Source organism: Nocardia sp. A7, assembly GCF_046549215.1.
Classification (GTDB): domain Bacteria; phylum Actinomycetota; class Actinomycetes; order Mycobacteriales; family Mycobacteriaceae; genus Nocardia.
Map to the genome: position 1 here is coordinate 151,248 of NZ_JAJPWE010000006.1, position 15,688 is coordinate 166,935.

At 69.2% G+C, this 15,688-nt stretch carries 14 protein-coding genes; 10 read left to right on the forward strand and 4 right to left on the reverse strand.

The genetic code is table 11. The annotated features are described in order from the left end of the window. The 4 genes from ACLJPD_RS29570 to ACLJPD_RS29585 all read right to left on the reverse strand — a co-directional run bounded on the left by ACLJPD_RS29570 (position 1) and on the right by ACLJPD_RS29585 (position 3,901). On the reverse strand, positions 1-756 hold the full coding sequence (locus tag ACLJPD_RS29570; RefSeq protein ID WP_410876562.1) for an LppM family (lipo)protein: 756 nt from the start codon (positions 754-756) through the stop codon (positions 1-3). Positions 757-882: 126 nt separating this feature from the next. After that, on the reverse strand, positions 883-1,620 hold the full coding sequence (locus ACLJPD_RS29575) for a carotenoid biosynthesis protein (RefSeq protein WP_410876563.1): 738 nt from the start codon (positions 1,618-1,620) through the stop codon (positions 883-885). A 92-nt stretch (positions 1,621-1,712) separates the two neighbouring features. After that, positions 1,713-3,278, reverse strand: coding sequence for a phytoene desaturase family protein (locus tag ACLJPD_RS29580; RefSeq protein WP_410876482.1), 1,566 nt, complete (start codon positions 3,276-3,278; stop codon positions 1,713-1,715). Further along, positions 3,275-3,901, reverse strand: a complete 627-nt coding sequence (locus ACLJPD_RS29585) for a GNAT family N-acetyltransferase (protein ID WP_410876483.1) — start codon at positions 3,899-3,901, stop codon at positions 3,275-3,277. The genes ACLJPD_RS29580 and ACLJPD_RS29585 overlap by 4 nt, the downstream gene beginning before the upstream one ends. Before the next feature lie 117 nt (positions 3,902-4,018). On the opposite strand from ACLJPD_RS29585, the gene ACLJPD_RS29590 reads away from it, so the two are divergent. The 10 genes from ACLJPD_RS29590 (at position 4,019) to murD (ending at position 15,686) form a co-directional block, all read left to right on the forward strand. Continuing rightward, positions 4,019-4,468 carry an SAV_6107 family HEPN domain-containing protein gene (locus ACLJPD_RS29590; RefSeq protein ID WP_410876484.1) on the forward strand — a complete coding sequence of 150 codons (450 nt, stop codon included), beginning with the start codon at positions 4,019-4,021 and terminating at the stop codon, positions 4,466-4,468. A gap of 125 nt (positions 4,469-4,593) precedes the next feature. Further along, complete coding sequence (locus ACLJPD_RS29595) at positions 4,594-5,022, forward strand: DUF3040 domain-containing protein (RefSeq protein WP_410876485.1); 429 nt, start codon at positions 4,594-4,596, stop codon at positions 5,020-5,022. A 391-nt stretch (positions 5,023-5,413) separates the two neighbouring features. Next, positions 5,414-5,845, forward strand: a complete 432-nt coding sequence (mraZ, locus tag ACLJPD_RS29600; protein ID WP_056816815.1) for a division/cell wall cluster transcriptional repressor MraZ — start codon at positions 5,414-5,416, stop codon at positions 5,843-5,845. Between the two features lie 196 nt (positions 5,846-6,041). Next, positions 6,042-7,040, forward strand: a complete 999-nt coding sequence (rsmH, locus tag ACLJPD_RS29605; RefSeq protein WP_410876486.1) for a 16S rRNA (cytosine(1402)-N(4))-methyltransferase RsmH — start codon at positions 6,042-6,044, stop codon at positions 7,038-7,040. Continuing rightward, positions 7,037-7,975, forward strand: coding sequence for a hypothetical protein (locus ACLJPD_RS29610; protein WP_410876487.1), 939 nt, complete (start codon positions 7,037-7,039; stop codon positions 7,973-7,975). Before rsmH ends, ACLJPD_RS29610 begins: the two co-directional genes overlap by 4 nt. Continuing rightward, positions 7,972-9,858, forward strand: coding sequence for a peptidoglycan D,D-transpeptidase FtsI family protein (locus ACLJPD_RS29615; protein ID WP_410876488.1), 1,887 nt, complete (start codon positions 7,972-7,974; stop codon positions 9,856-9,858). Before ACLJPD_RS29610 ends, ACLJPD_RS29615 begins: the two co-directional genes overlap by 4 nt. 194 nt (positions 9,859-10,052) lie before the next feature. Continuing rightward, positions 10,053-11,636, forward strand: coding sequence for a UDP-N-acetylmuramoyl-L-alanyl-D-glutamate--2,6-diaminopimelate ligase (locus ACLJPD_RS29620; protein ID WP_410876489.1), 1,584 nt, complete (start codon positions 10,053-10,055; stop codon positions 11,634-11,636). After that, the gene (locus tag ACLJPD_RS29625; protein WP_410876490.1) at positions 11,633-13,126 is read left to right on the forward strand and encodes a UDP-N-acetylmuramoyl-tripeptide--D-alanyl-D-alanine ligase; all 1,494 of its coding nucleotides are present in this window, start codon (positions 11,633-11,635) and stop codon (positions 13,124-13,126) included. The genes ACLJPD_RS29620 and ACLJPD_RS29625 overlap by 4 nt, the downstream gene beginning before the upstream one ends. Continuing rightward, on the forward strand, positions 13,123-14,199 hold the full coding sequence (mraY, locus tag ACLJPD_RS29630) for a phospho-N-acetylmuramoyl-pentapeptide-transferase (RefSeq protein ID WP_410876491.1): 1,077 nt from the start codon (positions 13,123-13,125) through the stop codon (positions 14,197-14,199). Before ACLJPD_RS29625 ends, mraY begins: the two co-directional genes overlap by 4 nt. A gap of 50 nt (positions 14,200-14,249) precedes the next feature. Beyond that, positions 14,250-15,686, forward strand: coding sequence for a UDP-N-acetylmuramoyl-L-alanine--D-glutamate ligase (gene murD / locus ACLJPD_RS29635; RefSeq protein WP_410876564.1), 1,437 nt, complete (start codon positions 14,250-14,252; stop codon positions 15,684-15,686). The last annotated feature ends 2 nt before the right edge of the window (positions 15,687-15,688 follow it).

Genomic DNA, 15,688 nt, shown 5'->3' on the forward strand with positions numbered 1-15,688 from the left:
TCAGCGGCCCAGTCGGCGACTGGAGATGTCGCGCCACATCTCCGAGGGGGAGAACCCGCCACGTGGGGCGTGCGGCGGGGCGGGGTTGCGATCACGGAACGCCAGCCCGGCGACCAGTGCGGCCACCGCCAGGGTGATGCCGCCGACGATGCCCGCCCAGCCCGCGAACGAGCGGGTGTTGGGGTCGGCGTATTTCACCTCGGCGCGCAGGGTCGACACCTCACCGGCGGGCAGCTTCCACGACACCGTGTTCTCGCTGTTGGCGGTTTCGCGGGTGCCGTTGGTCTTGGCGACGCGGGCCGGGAACGCGATGGAGAACTGCACGTCCGAGCCGTGCGGCGGCACCGATTCCAGATCGACCCGGCCGGTGAGGCTCACCAGGTCACCACTGCGCTGAAAGGTGAGGGTGAACATGCCCTGCGTCTGATCCGACAGCCCACCGAGCTGGCCGACCTCGCCGAAGGACAGATCGTCGAAGAACACCTGGGTGCCGACGTAACCGTCCTGGTTGTAGTTCTCCACCCGCACCTTCGCCGCCAGTTGCTCCGGCGCTTTCAGCTGCGGACCTTTGTCTTCGGGCCCGGTCGGCACCACCGCGGCGACGATCCGACCCGACACCCGGTCGTTGGACGACACCCCCATCGACACCTGCACCCGCAGGCACCCCGCCAGCGCGGGCACGAGCAGTGCCAGCAGGACGGCAACGGCGGCTACGCGCCGCGCGGGCACGAAACGACGCGGCGAAGGAGCGGGCATGTCGGCGACGGGACTCTGCTGCACGGTTGACATCGTGCCAGGCTCAGGCCCGAGAGCCCACCCGACGGGCCCACCGCTCGCCGCCGACCCGTGCCGATCAGGCATTTTCGCGGCGGGGTCGGCCGCTCAGAACGGGCGTCGCCGGTCCGACGCGCGCAAGATCAGGGGGATCCCGAGCACGCCCAAACCACAGAAACCCCAGATCGCCGACGCCGGGAGGCCGAGAAACACCGCGTGCGCGAGGGCCGATCCGAGCCAGGTCCACCCGAACACCGCGACCGGGACCGCCACCGACGGATCACGCGGTGGCGCGAGCAGCCGATCGAGCAGGGTGAGCAGCACCGCCATGACAGCGGCGACGAGCGCCCAGCCCAGATAGTTCGTGTACGGGATCTCGGGCAGACCGGGGAGTCCGGCGTCGGTGACCGACCAGGTCCACTGACCGTCGGCGACCATCTGCGGATCGAGGAACAGATCCCAGCCGACCGCGCCGAGGACGAACAGACACACGCGTCGCAGGTGCCTGCCCGGCACCAGGACGCTCGCGACGACCCAGATCGGGTACAGCCCGCCGGTCCACGCCAACGGCACCGCCAGCGGGACATCGGCGAACGCGGGCCCGAGCCGATCGACGGCATAGGCGTAGTCGCCGAAGGGGAACCCGGTCGCGGTGCCGACGACTTCGGCGGTGAGTCCCAGCCCGGACACGATGACGAAGAAGCCGAGAGCCCACCGCGATCCGCGAGTCGTCGCCGCGTGCGACAAGGCGATCGTGGTCGACAGCACCACGACGGCAACCGTGATCCGGTCGCGCGCCGCACCCGCGCTCAACGGGTAGGCGATCTGCGCGAGCACCAGCGCCATGGCGGTGACAGCGGGAATCGCACGGTACGGATCACTGCGCAACCAACCGCGGAGCGTGGGGAGCGGATGTCGGTGATGCGACGAACAGGCTCTCATTGCTTGCGTAGCAGTCGTAATCGAGGCTTGCGGCGATCGCCGAGAACCAATCGAGCCGCGCTGCGACCGCTGGCTCCGGACACACCGCCGCCGGGATGGGTGGACGCGCCGGTCAGATACAGGCCGGGAGCGCCGGGGACGCGCTGATCCGACAGCTCGGGCAGCGGTCGCCACAGCATCATCTGATCGAGCGACATCTCGACGTGCATCACATTGCCGCCGCGCAAGCCCATCTCCCGTTCGAGGTCGACCGGTGTCTGCACGAATCGCTGACGCACCGACGACGCGAAACCCGGTGCGTACCTGTCGACTTCGGCGATGATCCGGTCCGCCTCCGGCTCGGCGTGTGCTGCCCAGTCGCTGCCGTCGGCCAGCTCGTAGGGATGCCACTGCGCCCACAGCGACAGCTGATGTTCGCCCGCGGGCGCGATGGACGGGTCGAGCGCGCTGAAACTCATCGCCAGCACCACCGGGCGTGGCGGCAGCGAACCGGCCAGCGCGGCACCGTGGGCCAGCCGGAGCTGGTGGCGGTCCGAGACGAGAAACTGCAGACCACGGGCGGATTCGGCGGGGGTGGCACCGGGGTATTCGGGTAGCCGGTCGGTGGCCAGGCGCACCACCATGCCGATGCCGGGGCCGACTCGGATGCGGCGCTGCCAGTCGTCGAGCAGCGCCGGGTCGAAATCACCCGCGCGCAACAGGTCCAGCGTCGAGAGGATGTGGGAGCCCGCGATCACCGTGTCGGCGTGCAGGGTCCGGCCCGACTCGGTCCGCACCTGCCACCCGCCGCCGGACCGGCGCAACGAGGTGACGGCGTCACCGGTGTGCAGCTCGCAACCGTCGGCCCGCAGGCGTGCGATCAACGCGGCGCTGAGCGCCCCACTTCCACCCACCGCGCGCCCGGGCGGCAAAGTGTGCATGAGCGCGGCGAACCCGACCATCGATGCCGTGCCCGGTTCCGACATCGGCGGACCCGATTGCGCACCGAACCACGCCAGCGAGGCCTTGAGCCGCTCGTCGTCGAACCAGAAGTCCAGCAGTGCGTCGCCGGACTGCAGGAACTCCCGCGACAGCGCCGATCCGCCTGCCCGCGCGTCCAGCCCCCAGAACGAGCGGACGAGTCGGCCCGGCGTCGGCGGCCCACCGAACGACCGCATCACCCGCGCGCTGCGCTCGCCCCACACCCCGACGAACCCGCGATATGCGTCAGCGTCCTTGACACCGCACGCCGCCGCGATCGACGCGCACGTCTCGTCGAGATCACGGTGGAACACGATCGGCGGCCGCACGCCGTCGGCGGGCGTGAACCCCCACGGATCGCAGTCGAGATAGCGCAATCCGAACCGCTCGAGCTCGAGTTCCTCGATGATCCCGGTGTGCCGGATCATGATGTGCGCGGAGGAACCTCGATCGACCAGATGGCCGGGGAACCGCTCCACCGTCGACACCGCTCCACCGGGCACCTCATCGCGCTCCAGTACCTGCACCCGCTGCCCGGCACGCGCCAGATAACAGGCCGCGACCAGGGCGTTGTGGCCGGATCCGACCACCACCGTCGTCATAGTTCCGCCGGTGGCATCGGCAGCCTGCGCCCGAGGATGGCGAACGGCCGTGTGTCGCCCGCGAACACGAAATCGCGGACCACATCGGTGAATCCGGCCCGCCGGTACAACTTCCAGGCCCGGTTCGCCTCTTCCGGAACCTCCGGCGTCGACAGCAGCACGGCGGCCTCGGCGCGGTCGGCCAGCAGCCGAGCCAGCAGTCGGGCTCCGATGCCGCGCCCCTGCGCGGCCGGGTGGACGTGCAGCTCGGTGAGTTCGAAATAGTCGGCGAGCAGGTCACGGGCGGCGGCATCGGGCCACCCGCAGCGGCGCATCCCGGTCTGCACCTGCTGATGCCACCACTGTCGCGGGGCGCCGCTGTAGCCGTAGGCGATCGCCAGCATCGGCGCGGTGCGCAGGTCGACGCCGCCCGCATCGTCTGGTAGCACCGCGGCCACGGCCCGCCAGCCTGCCCTGGTGGTGTGTTCGGTCCACATCGGGGCGCGGTGGTGCTCGGTGCCACGGGGGTAATCCATCGCGGCCACATAGACCGACAGGGCGTCGTGCAGGCGTGCGCGCAGGGCGGCGACGCTGAGGTCGACGATGACGGGGGCGGGGGTGTGATTCGGCTTGACGGCTGTCATGGCTCTCGTCGATGGGCGCGGACGCGCCGAAGTTGTCGGTGGGTGTCCCTATATTCAATCTCAATTCAAACGTTCGAATGTCAGTTCGATCAGTGCGAGGGGCGAAAGGGGCAGCAGATGGCTGGTCACAACGATGGTCGAGCACGCGCGGGCCACGACGGGCGCGCAGGCGGACTACTACGCCAGGCCGATGCGCTGCTCACCGATTCCGCCTGGGAGCACGAACCGGGGGAGCGGTTCCGCACCGCGTACCTGGCCGCGCTGCGTGGTGCGGGCTCCATGATCGCGCTCACGGGCGCCGATCGGGCGCCGCGCGCGCGATCGCGCAGCGCGTGGGTGTTACTGAGACGCGCCAGTCCGGAGTTCGTGATGTGGGCCGACTACTTCGAGGCGCACTCGCAATTACGGGCCGCGCTGGAGGCCGGATTGGACCGTGCGATCACCGATACGCAAGCTGACGAGTTCTGCTCACGGGTGGGCGCGTTCCTCTACGACGTCGACGATGCGCTGGTAGCCGCGGCTAAGAACCTCCCGCAGCCGAGTCGTGGCCGCGACATGACCGCTTAGTTATGACCGAGTAGGTGGTACGCCACCGATCGAACTCGTATCATGGGGAGCAGATAGCCGCCAAGGTCGGCTACCCGTCGCCTACCCGGAGGCGACCAGCCACGCCTAGTGCCGGGGGAGGTACCGTGCCACTCTCCGAGCACGAGCAGCGCATGCTCGAACAGATCGAGAGCGCTCTCTATGCTGAGGACCCGAAGTTCGCCTCGTCCGTCCGCGGCGGACGACTTCGTTCCACGTCGAGTCGACGCAGACTCCAGGCTGCGGCGTTGTTCGCCGTCGGCCTTTTTCTGCTCGTCGCCGGCATCGCCGCCCCGTTCAAGCCGGGCGGTTTCCCGATCATCAGCCTCGTCGGATTCATCGCCATGTTCGGCGCTGGTGTCCTGCTGATGATCGGCACCTCGCGTCACGCCGCAAGACCGGACGCGACCGAGCCCCCCGCCGCGGGCAGCGGCCCGACGGCGGGACCCCCGGCCCGAGGTGGTCGCCAGCGCAAGTCCGGCGGCTTCTCCGAGCGAATGGAAGACCGATTCCGTCGACGGTTCGAGCAGGAATAGCTCAGACCTAGCCGACTACGAAGGCGGCGCCGCACCCACCACCGGGTGCGGCGCCGCCTTCGTGCGTCTGTGGCCCGGTTCCCTGATCGAGCGCGGTCAGGGCGGTTCCCCACCGCGCCCCACACTTCCCCCATCAGGTCGCTCGACCTGGTTCGCACCTGGGATGTTTGCTGAACGTTGTCGGAACCGGGGGTTGCCGACCCGCGCGGGTTGCCCGAACACGGGATAACCGCGAATCTCAGTGATAGCTGGGATGACCTGCGGAATTGCGTTGGCGGGGAGCAGGATCACGCAGGGTTTCGATTGAAAGTGGGGGAAAGTGGGGTAATGTGGGTCGCGCACTACAGGAGAGGCCGTACGGCGAGGTGAATCCAGTAGGGAGGTGGCCGAGATGTTCCTCGGTACCTACACCCCCCGATTGGACGACAAAGGGCGGCTGACGTTGCCTGCGAAATTTCGAGACGATCTGGCGGGAGGGTTGATGGTCACGAAAGGCCAAGACCACAGCCTGGCCGTGTATCCCAAAGACGAGTTCACCGCGCTCGCGCGGCGAGCCGCGTCGGCGTCTCGAAGTAACCCGCAGGCAAGGGCTTTCGTTCGAGCGCTGGCGGCAGGCACCGACGAGCAACGTCCGGACGCACAAGGCCGGATCACGCTGTCGCCGGACCATCGGCGCTATGCGAACCTCTCGCGGGATTGCGTGGTGATCGGTTCGGTCGACTTCCTCGAGATATGGGACAAGCAGGCGTGGGAGACCTACCTCGAAGAACACGAGGAGGACTACGCGCAAGCCGGAGACGAGTCGCTGGGCGGAATCTTCTGACCTGGCGAGCAGGCGAGTGCCGCGAGGCCTCTGCCCGGGCGTGGACCCTGACGTACTTCCCCGACGCCAGGTGCCTTGCTCCGGTCAGAGACCTCGAAGCATTCGCACCGAACTCGTTCGACAAGCACTCATTCGAAAAGCACTGTGTGGCAAGGCGACCCGTCTGCGACGCGAGGCAGTACTCCGGGAGGTCGAGGTGAACCATGACGCCGAGAACCCCCGTCATGTGCCGGTCCTGCTCGAGCGCGCCGACGACCTGCTCGGCCCCGCGCTGAGCGAACCGGGCGCCGTCTTCATCGACGCCACACTCGGATTGGGCGGCCACGCAGCACATTTCCTGCGCACCTATCCGAAAGCACGCCTGGTCGGTCTCGACCGCGACACCACCGCCTTGCGGATGGCGGGTGAGCGCCTCGCGCCCTACGCCGACCGGATCACGCTGGTGCACACCCGCTACGACGGCATCCCCGCGGCGCTGGCCGAAGCGGGATTGGACGAAACCGGCTCCGTATCGGCCGTCCTCATGGATCTCGGGGTGTCGTCGATGCAACTCGACGAAGCCGAGCGCGGCTTCGCCTACTCCGTCGACGCGCCACTGGACATGCGGATGGACCCGACCACCGGCATCACCGCCGCCGACGTGCTCAACACCTACAGCCACGGCGACCTGGCCCGGGTGCTGAAAACCTATGGTGACGAACGGTTCGCGGGCAAGATCGCCTCGGAGGTGCTGCGCAGGCGAGCGGTGAAACCGTTCACCACCAGCGCCGAACTCGTCGAGGTGCTCTACGCGACCATTCCGGCCGCGGCGCGCCGCACCGGCGGACATCCGGCCAAGCGCTCGTTCCAGGCGCTGCGGGTGGAGGTCAACGGTGAGCTCGACTCGCTGCGGGCAGCACTGCCCGCGGCCCTGGATTCACTGCGGGTGGGCGGACGGATCTGCGTCATGTCGTATCAGTCGCTCGAAGATCGGCTGGTCAAACACGAACTCGCGCCACGGATCGTGTCCCGGTCCCCGATGGACCTGCCGGTCGAACTGCCCGGCATGGGACCGGAATTCACGATGCTCACCCGTGGAGCGGAAAAAGCGACCGAAGCCGAGATCGAGGTCAATCCGCGATCCGCGCCGGTGCGGATGCGCGCGGCCGAACGAATCGCGGAGAGGTCAGGGAGGACACAGGAGGGGAAACGATGAGCGTGCGGACGAGCACCATCGCAGTGCCGGGCAAGACAGCTCGGCGCGTGCAGGCGGCCGAACGAGTGAAGTCCGGTGCGGCAGAGCGGGCCTACGCCCGCAAGCGCACCAGAGAGCAGTTGCTCGACGGCATCGACCTGCCCGAACGGGACTCGACGATGGCGGGGCGGATCCCGTTCGTCACCGCGATCATCGGTTTGCTCGGCTGCGGCCTGGCCCTGACCCTGCTGCTCACCACCCGCGCCGCCGAGGACAGCTACCAGCTCGGTGACGCCAGGGCGGTCAACCGCAAGCTCGACGACGAGCGGGCTGCCCTGCAGCGCGAGGTCGCCGCCGCCGATTCCGCCCCCGAATTAGCCTCCCGTGCACGCGAGCTCGGCATGATCCCCGCCAAGGATCCGGCCCGGCTGGTGATCGGTGCCGACGGCGAGGTCACCGTGATCGGTAACCCGACGCCCGCACAGGGTGCGCCGGTGCCGCCGCTGAACGGCCCGCCGACCACCACGCCGAACAGTCCCGCGCCCGGGCACGCCCAGGCGCAGGGTGAGCGGGTGGTGCCGGTTCAGCCCGGCGCGGCCACGGCCGGTCCCGCCGCGCCGACCGGTGTCGCGCCGAACGTGCTCGCGTCACCGCCGACACCGACGGCGAATTCGCCGCAGGCTCCGGCCGTTTCGCCGCAGCCCGCGGCCGCTGCGGTGCCTGCTCCGATCGCGCCTGCCCCGGTGACCGTGCCCGATCGGGTCGACGTCGCAGGCCAGGGTGAACTTCTGGCCTCGGCGGACACGCCGCCGCCCGCACCGGGTGCCGTGGCTGACCCGGTGGTTGCGGCCGCAGAGCCGTTACCCGGTGCCACGACCCCGGGCCTACGAGCTCCCGCGGCCGGGCCGCCGAGCGAACAGCCGCAGGTCGTCGAATCGCCGGACGCTCTCCGATGAAGCAGAGTGGGCCCGCGTCGCAGCAGCGGCGCGGGCCGGTCTCGTCGAGGGGCCGTTCCGGCTCGCTCTCCCCGGATCGGCCGATCCGCCTGCGCCTCGGCATCGGCCGGGTCACCCTGCTGGCCACCCTGGCCGTGGTCGCGTTGCAGCTGCTCTACATCCAGAGCCTGGCCGCCCCGGCGTTGCAGGCTCAGTCGGCTTCGCAGCGCACCAAGAAGGACACCGAGGCCGCTGTGCGTGGTCCGATCACCGACCGGTACGGCAATCAGCTCGCCTTCACACTCACCGTGAAAGCCCTGACCTTCCAGCCGGTCACGGTGCGCAAGCAGTTGGCCGAAGCCAAGAAGATCAAGCCGAGCGCACCGGACCCGGAGCAGCGGCTGGAGGACATCGCGAAGTTCATCCACGACAAGCTCGGTGCGGCACCCGGACTGCCCACCGAGCAGGAACTGCTGGACAAGCTGCGCAGTGACAAACTGTTCCACTACCTGGTCAAGAACGTCGATCCGCGAGTGGCCGCCGAGATCACCGCGAAATTCCCGGAGGTCGGTGCCGAACGGCAGGACCTGCGCGAATATCCCGGTGGCTCACTGGCGTCCAATGTCATCGGCGCGATCGGCGGTGACAAACACGGTCAGATGGGTCTGGAGTCGGCACTGGATTCGGTGCTGTCGGGTACAGACGGTTCGCGCACCTACGATCAGGGTTCCGACGGTGCGGTGATCCCCGGCAGCTACCGCGACCTGCAGCCGGCGGTGAACGGCTACGGCGTCGAACTCACCCTCGACGCGGACCTGCAGTACTACGTGCAGCAGCAGGTGCAACAGGCCAAACAGGTGTCCGGTGCGTCCTCGGCCTCGGCGGTGGTACTCGACGCCAAGACCGGCCAGGTGCTGGCCATGGCCAACGACGGCACCTTCAATCCCGCACTGGGGCCAAATCATTGGGCCTCGGGCAAGATGGGCAATCCCTCGGTCTCCGAGCCCTTCGAGCCGGGCTCGGTCAACAAGATCGTCACCGCGGCGGCCGCCATCGAATACGGCGTGACCACTCCCGACGAGGTGCTGCAGGTGCCCGGCTCGATCCGCATGTCGGGTGTCACCGTGAACGACGCGTGGCAACACGATGTCGCGCCCTATACCACCACCGGCATCTTCGGAAAGTCCTCCAACGTCGGCACTCTCATGCTCGCCCAGCGCGTGGGGGAGGACCGGTTCGCCGATATGGTCGACCGCTTCGGGCTCGGTCAGCGCACCGGCGTCGGCCTGCCCGGCGAGAGCGGCGGTCAGGTACCCGCCCGCGATCAGTGGTCCGGCGGTTCCTTCGCGAATCTGCCCATCGGCCAGGGCCTTTCGATGACAACATTGCAGATGACCGCCATGTACCAGGCCATCGCCAACGACGGCCTGCGGATCCCGCCGCGCATCGTCAAGGCGAAGGTCGCCCCGGACGGCACCCGCACCGAGGAACTGCAGCCCGACGGCGTGCGCGTGGTCAGCCCGCGGACCGCGCAGACGCTGCGCGAGCTGTTCCAGGCGACCGTGCAGAAGGACCCGATGGGTGTGCAGATGGGCACCGGGGCACCCGCCGCGATCGAGGGATACCAGGTGGCGGGCAAGACCGGCACCGCGCAGAAGGTCGACCCCGCGTGCCGGTGCTATTCGACCTCGTCGTTCTACAGCACCTTCGCCGGAATGGCGCCCGCCGACAACCCCCGCTACGTGATCGGCATGATGCTCGACGCCCCCGTGCGCAGCTCCGACGGCACCGGCGGCGGGTCCGCCGCGCCGCTGTTCCACAGCATCGCCTCCTGGGCGTTGCAGCGCGACCGGGTGCCGCCGTCGCCGGAGCCGAAGCAGTTGGTGCTCGAGGCAACTTCGTAGCGGCTGGTGCCGCGGGTTCTCGGCTCACTTCTCTCCTCCTGGGTACTCCTTCCTCGCGCCCGCCACCCAGTCCGGCGGCGGGCGGGCCGAGAACCACCGACTAACTCAACCCACGTTGTCCGTCCGACACCGCGCGTCGGTAACCTGACTGCTCGTCTCGCCTACGCGCTCGATCACTCTCAGAGAGGAGCCTTGTGCCCGCGCAGTCCAGCCCGCACGCGCTCCGGCCAACCACTCCGCCGTCGATATCGCTGCAGGCCGTAGCGGACCTCGTCGGCGCCCCGACACCGTCCACCGAAGTGACGGTCACCGGCATCGAGCAACGTTCCAACGCGGTGCGCCCCGGTGACCTGTTCACCGCGCTGCCAGGCACGACCTCCCACGGCGCCCGCTTCGCCGCCGACGCGATCGCCAACGGTGCGGTGGCCGTGTTCACCGATGCCGCGGGCGCGGAGCTGATCGGTGACGTGTCGGTGCCCGTGCTGGTGCGTGAGCAGCCCCGCGCCGTACTCGGCGAACTCTGCGCCGAGATCTACGGCCACCCCAGCGATCGACTGCGCATCGTGGGCATCACCGGCACCTCGGGCAAGACCACCACCGCGTATCTGGTGGAAGCCGGGCTGGCCGCGGCCGGACTGTCCACCGGGCTGATCGGCACCATCGAAACGCGGATCGGCGGGCAGCGGGTGCCGAGCGCGCTCACCACGCCCGAGGCGCCGCAACTGCACGCGATGTTCGCCGCGATGGTCGAGCAGGGTGTCGACGCGGTCGTGATGGAGGTGTCGAGCCACGCGCTCGCGTTGGGCCGGGTCGACGGTGTGCGGTTCGCGGTCGGCGCGTTCACGAATCTGTCCCAGGACCATCTCGACTTCCACAAGGACTTCGAGGACTACTTCGCCGCGAAACGTCGGCTGTTCGAGGCGGATTCGCCGATCGCCGCGCGCACCGCGGTGATCTGCGTCGACGACGAATGGGGCACCCGCCTGGCCGGTGACCTGGTCGAGCCGGTCACCGTGTCGACCACCGATCGCGGCGCGACCTGGCAGGTCAGCGGAGATATCAAGACCACCGGTGGCGAGCAGGAATTCACCGCCGCCGGGCCCGCCGGTGAACTGGCGGTGCGCCTGCGCCTGCCCGGCCGCTACAACGTCGCCAACGCGCTGCTGGCCGTCGCCACCTGCGCCGCGGCAGGCGTCGACCCCGCCGTCGCCGCCCCCGCGCTGGCCGTCGTCGATGTGCCGGGCCGGATGCAGCGCGTCGAGCGCGGTCAGGATTTCCTCGCCGTCGTCGACTACGCGCACAAGCCCGCCGCCATCGAATCCGTGGTGAGCACCCTGCGCGGCCACCTCACCGAAGCGGGCGCGGGCCGACTGGCCGTCGTGCTCGGCGCCGGTGGCGACCGGGACGTGGCCAAACGCCCGCTCATGGGCGCCGCGGCGGCACGTGCCGATCTGCTGATCGTCACCGACGACAACCCACGCACCGAGGACCCGGCGGCCATCAGGTCCGCCGTGGTGGCCGGTGCCACCGAACTCCCGGCCACCGACCGCGGCGAGATCCGCGAGATCGGTGATCGCGCGGCGGCCATCGCCGCCGCACTCGCTTGGGCCCGAACCGGGGACGTGGTACTCGTCGCGGGCAAGGGTCACGAGGCGGGGCAGGAGATCAAGGGCGTCAAGCATCCCTTCGACGACCGCGAGGTAGTCGCGGTGGCGCTGGATACCCTGCGGACCCAACAGCGTCCGCAGACGGACTCGGAGGACTTGACGGTTTCATGATCGAGATGACACTGCGGGAGATCGCGGACGTCGTCGGCGGCGAGCTGCACGACGTACCCGACCCCCAGGCACTGGTGACCGGTTCGGTCGAATTCGATTCGCGCCGAATCGGTTCCGGCGATCTGTTCCTCGCGCTACCCGGCGCCAACTCCGATGGACACGACTACGCCGCGAAGGCCGTCGCCGCCGGGGCGGTCGCGGTACTGGCCGCCCGCCCGGTCGGCGTGCCCGCCGTCGTCGTCGCACCGGACCTCGGTTCGGTGCCGGCGACCTCGGTCGCGCTGAGCTCCGACGAAGACGGTTCCGGCGCCGCGGTACTCGCCGCGCTGGCCGAGCTGGCACGGGTGAGCACCGAGCGGCTCGCCGAGCGCACCGGACTCACCGTCGTCGGCGTCACCGGTTCCTCCGGCAAGACCTCGACCAAGGACCTGCTGGCCGCGGTGCTGGCACCGCTCGGTGCCGTGGTGGCACCGCCCGGCTCGTTCAACAACGAACTCGGCCACCCGTGGACGGCTCTGCGCGCGGGTACCGACACCAAGTTCCTCGCCCTGGAACTGTCCGCGCGCGGTCGCGGCCACATCGCGGAACTGGCCCGGATCGCGCCGCCCCGGATCGGTGTCGTGCTCAATGTCGGCACCGCCCACCTCGGTGAGTTCGGCAGCCGCGAGGCGATCGCGCAGGCCAAGGGCGAACTCGTCGAGGCACTGCCCGCCGAGGGACTGGCCGTGCTCAACGCCGACGACCCGAACGTCTCGGCCATGGCTTCGCGGACGAAGGCACGCGTGGTGAAGGTCGGCCTGTCCGGCGACGCCGATATCCGTGCTACCGACGTGACCACCGACGACCAGGCCCGCGCCCACTTCACCCTGCACGTGGGCGGCGAATCGGTCCCGGTGCAGCTCGCGGTTCACGGCGAACACCAGGTCGGCAACGCACTGGCCGCCGCCGCCGTCGCCCTCGAATGCGGTGCCGACCTGGCGACCGTGGCCAAGGCGCTGGCCGGCGCCACCGCGGCCTCGGTCCGCCGGATGGACGTGACGACGACCCCCGCGGGCGTCACCGTCATCAACGACTCCTACAACGCCAACCCCGACTCCGTGCGCGCGGCACTCAAAGCGCTGGTCACCCTCGCGAAGTCGAGCTCCGAACCCCGGCGCAGCTGGGCCGTGCTCGGTGAGATGGGCGAACTCGGCGACACCTCGGTGATCGAACACGACGCGATCGGACGTCTGGCCGTGCGCCTCGACGTCGACCGGTTGATCGTGGTCGGCACCGGACGACCCTCCCACGGCATGCACCAGGGAGCGGTGATGGAAGGCTCATGGGGCGAGGAATCGATCCTCGTTCCCGATATCGACGCGGCGATCGCGCTGCTCGACGACGAGATCGCCGCAGGCGATGTGGTACTGGTCAAGGCGTCGAAGGCGGTGGGCCTGTGGGCCGTCGCCGAGCACCTGACCGGGGCAGCGGAAGGTAGTTCAGCTCGATGAGGCAAATCTTGTTCGCGGCGGCGATCGCACTGGCGGTGTCGATCCTGTTGACGCCGTTGCTGGTTCGAGTGTTCGCCAAACAGGGCTTCGGCCAGGAGATCCGGGTCGACGGCCCGGCCAGTCACCAGGCCAAGCGCGGTACTCCCACTATGGGTGGTGTCGCGATCCTGATCGGTATGTGGGCGGGTTACCTCGGCTCGCACCTGATCGGTATCGGCTACGACGCGGAAGGTCCGACGGCGTCGGGTCTGCTCGTGCTCGGGCTCACCACCGCGCTCGGCATCGTCGGCTTCCTCGACGACTTCATCAAGCTGCGCAAACAGCGCAATCTGGGGCTGACGGCCGCGGGCAAGTACATCGGCCAGACCGCCGCCGCGGTCATCTTCGCGGTGCTGGCCCTGCAGTTCCGCAGCACCGACGGGCTCACCCCCGCCAGCAAGCACCTGTCCTACGTGCGGGACTGGAACACCCTGTCGATGGGCGCGCTGATCTTCGTGATCTGGGTGCTGTTCCTGGTGATCGCCTGGTCCAACGCGGTCAACCTGACCGACGGCCTCGACGGTCTCGCGGCCGGTTCGATGAGCCTGCTGCTCGGCGCGTATGTGATCATCACCTTCTGGCAGTACCGCAATTCCTGCTCCACCAGTCCCGAAGCCGGCTGCTACAACGTGCGCGACCCCCTGGATCTGGCCTTGGTCTGCGCCGCGGCGGCTGCCGCGTGTATCGGCTTCCTGTGGTGGAACGCCGCGCCCGCGCGAATCTTCATGGGCGACACCGGTTCGCTGGCACTCGGCGGCCTGATCGCCGGTCTGTCGATCACCACTCGCACCGAACTGCTGATGGCCGTGATCGGCGCGCTGTTCGTCGCCGAGGCGGCGTCGGTGATGCTGCAGGTGGCGGTGTACCGCACCACGCGCAATCGGTTGTTCAAGATGGCGCCGTTCCACCATCACTTCGAGTTGAGTAAGTGGGCCGAAACCACGGTGATCATCCGGTTCTGGATCTTGGCGGGCATCTCCGCCGCGGTGGGCCTCGGTCTGTTCTACAGCGAATATCTGTCACAGGTCGGGTGAGTAGAGACATGGTCGAACACTCGCCCCGCGCCCTGCGTTCCCCGGGCCCGATGCTCGAATTCCTGCGTGGCCGTGACGTTCTCGTCGCCGGTTGGGGCGTCTCCGGACGCTCGCTGATCGAACCGCTGCGCGATATCGGTGCCCACCCCGTGGTCACCGACAACGGCGCCAAGGCACTGGCCGAGGCCGCCGAACTCGGCCTCGAGATCGCCACCAGCGTCGAACTCGAAAGCGCCGATCTGAGCCGGTTCGCGCTGGTCATCACCAGCCCGGGCTGGCGCCCGGACTCGCCGGTGCTGGTCTCCGCGGTCACCGAGGGCGTGCCCGTCTGGGGTGACGTCGAATTCGCCTGGTGGGTCGATCAGGCCCGCATCTACGGCCCGGTCCGCAAGTGGCTGGTGATCACCGGCACCAACGGCAAGACCACCACCACCCAGATGACGCACTCGATCCTGCGCGCCGCCGGCATCGCCAGCGTGGCCTGCGGCAATATCGGTCTGCCGATCCTGGACGCGCTGCGCCGCAATCCCGGCCCGCAGGTGCTCGCCGTCGAGCTGTCCTCGTTCCAGCTGCACTGGGCGCCGTCGGTGCGCCCCGAGGCGGGCGTGGTGCTCAATGTCGCCGAGGACCACCTGGACTGGCACGGCGGCCTCGACGCCTATGCCGCCGCGAAGGCGCGCGCGCTGACCGGTCGCGTCGGCGTCGTCGGCCTCGACGATCCCGTCGCCGGCTCGCTGGCCCGCAAAGCCAAGGCGCGCCGCACGGTCGGCTTCCGGATCGGTGTCCCCGCCGACGGTGAGCTGGGCGTGGTCGACGGCAAACTGCTCGACCGCGCGTTCACCAAGGCCGCGATCCTCGCCGAGACCAGCGACATCAGCCCGCCGGGACCGGCGGGCATCGCCGACGCGCTGGCCGCGTCCGCGTTGACCAGGGCCATCGACGTGGCGCCGCAGTTCGTCAAGGAAGGCCTCGCCGAACACAAGGTGGGCCCGCACCGCACCGCGTTCGTGCGCGAACTGGGCGGTGTCGAGTTCATCGACGACTCCAAGGCCACCAACCCGCACGCCGCGCGCGCCGCGATCATGGCGCATCCGCAGGTGGTGTGGGTGGCGGGCGGTCTGCTCAAGGGCGCGAGTGTCGACGATCTGATCGAAGAGATCGGTGACCGGCTGGTCGGCGCGGTGCTTTTCGGGGCCGATGCGCCGGTGATCGCCGCCGCGATGGCGCGACACGCACCCGAAGTCCCGGTCATCGAGCTGGATGCGGGAGACGATGCAGACATGGAGTCGTCGAGATCCCAGCGAGCCGAGGCGGTCATGGGCCGTGCGGTGCGCGCCGCGGCGGGCCTGGCTCGCGCCGGCGACACCGTTCTGCTCGCACCCGCGGCCGCTTCCCTGGACATGTACGACGACTACACCCATCGCGGACGCTGTTTCGTGGATGCGGTGACGGCACTGGAAGATGGTGACATCGGGCGGGCGCTGTGACG

Excerpts from the sequence above, each read along its gene's own strand:
- ACLJPD_RS29610 (WP_410876487.1), top strand. The coding sequence starts at position 7,037 with ATGAGCGTGCGGACGAGCACCATCGCAGTGCCGGGCAAGACAGCTCGG.
- mraZ (WP_056816815.1), top strand. The coding sequence starts at position 5,414 with ATGTTCCTCGGTACCTACACCCCCCGATTGGACGACAAAGGGCGGCTG.
- ACLJPD_RS29585 (WP_410876483.1), bottom strand. The coding sequence starts at position 3,901 with ATGACAGCCGTCAAGCCGAATCACACCCCCGCCCCCGTCATCGTCGAC.
- ACLJPD_RS29615 (WP_410876488.1), top strand. The coding sequence starts at position 7,972 with ATGAAGCAGAGTGGGCCCGCGTCGCAGCAGCGGCGCGGGCCGGTCTCG.
- ACLJPD_RS29570 (WP_410876562.1), bottom strand. The coding sequence starts at position 756 with ATGCCCGCTCCTTCGCCGCGTCGTTTCGTGCCCGCGCGGCGCGTAGCC.
- ACLJPD_RS29580 (WP_410876482.1), bottom strand. The coding sequence starts at position 3,278 with ATGACGACGGTGGTGGTCGGATCCGGCCACAACGCCCTGGTCGCGGCC.
- murD (WP_410876564.1), top strand. The coding sequence starts at position 14,250 with ATGCTCGAATTCCTGCGTGGCCGTGACGTTCTCGTCGCCGGTTGGGGC.
- ACLJPD_RS29575 (WP_410876563.1), bottom strand. The coding sequence starts at position 1,620 with ATGGCGCTGGTGCTCGCGCAGATCGCCTACCCGTTGAGCGCGGGTGCG.
- ACLJPD_RS29590 (WP_410876484.1), top strand. The coding sequence starts at position 4,019 with ATGGCTGGTCACAACGATGGTCGAGCACGCGCGGGCCACGACGGGCGC.
- ACLJPD_RS29625 (WP_410876490.1), top strand. The coding sequence starts at position 11,633 with ATGATCGAGATGACACTGCGGGAGATCGCGGACGTCGTCGGCGGCGAG.
- mraY (WP_410876491.1), top strand. The coding sequence starts at position 13,123 with ATGAGGCAAATCTTGTTCGCGGCGGCGATCGCACTGGCGGTGTCGATC.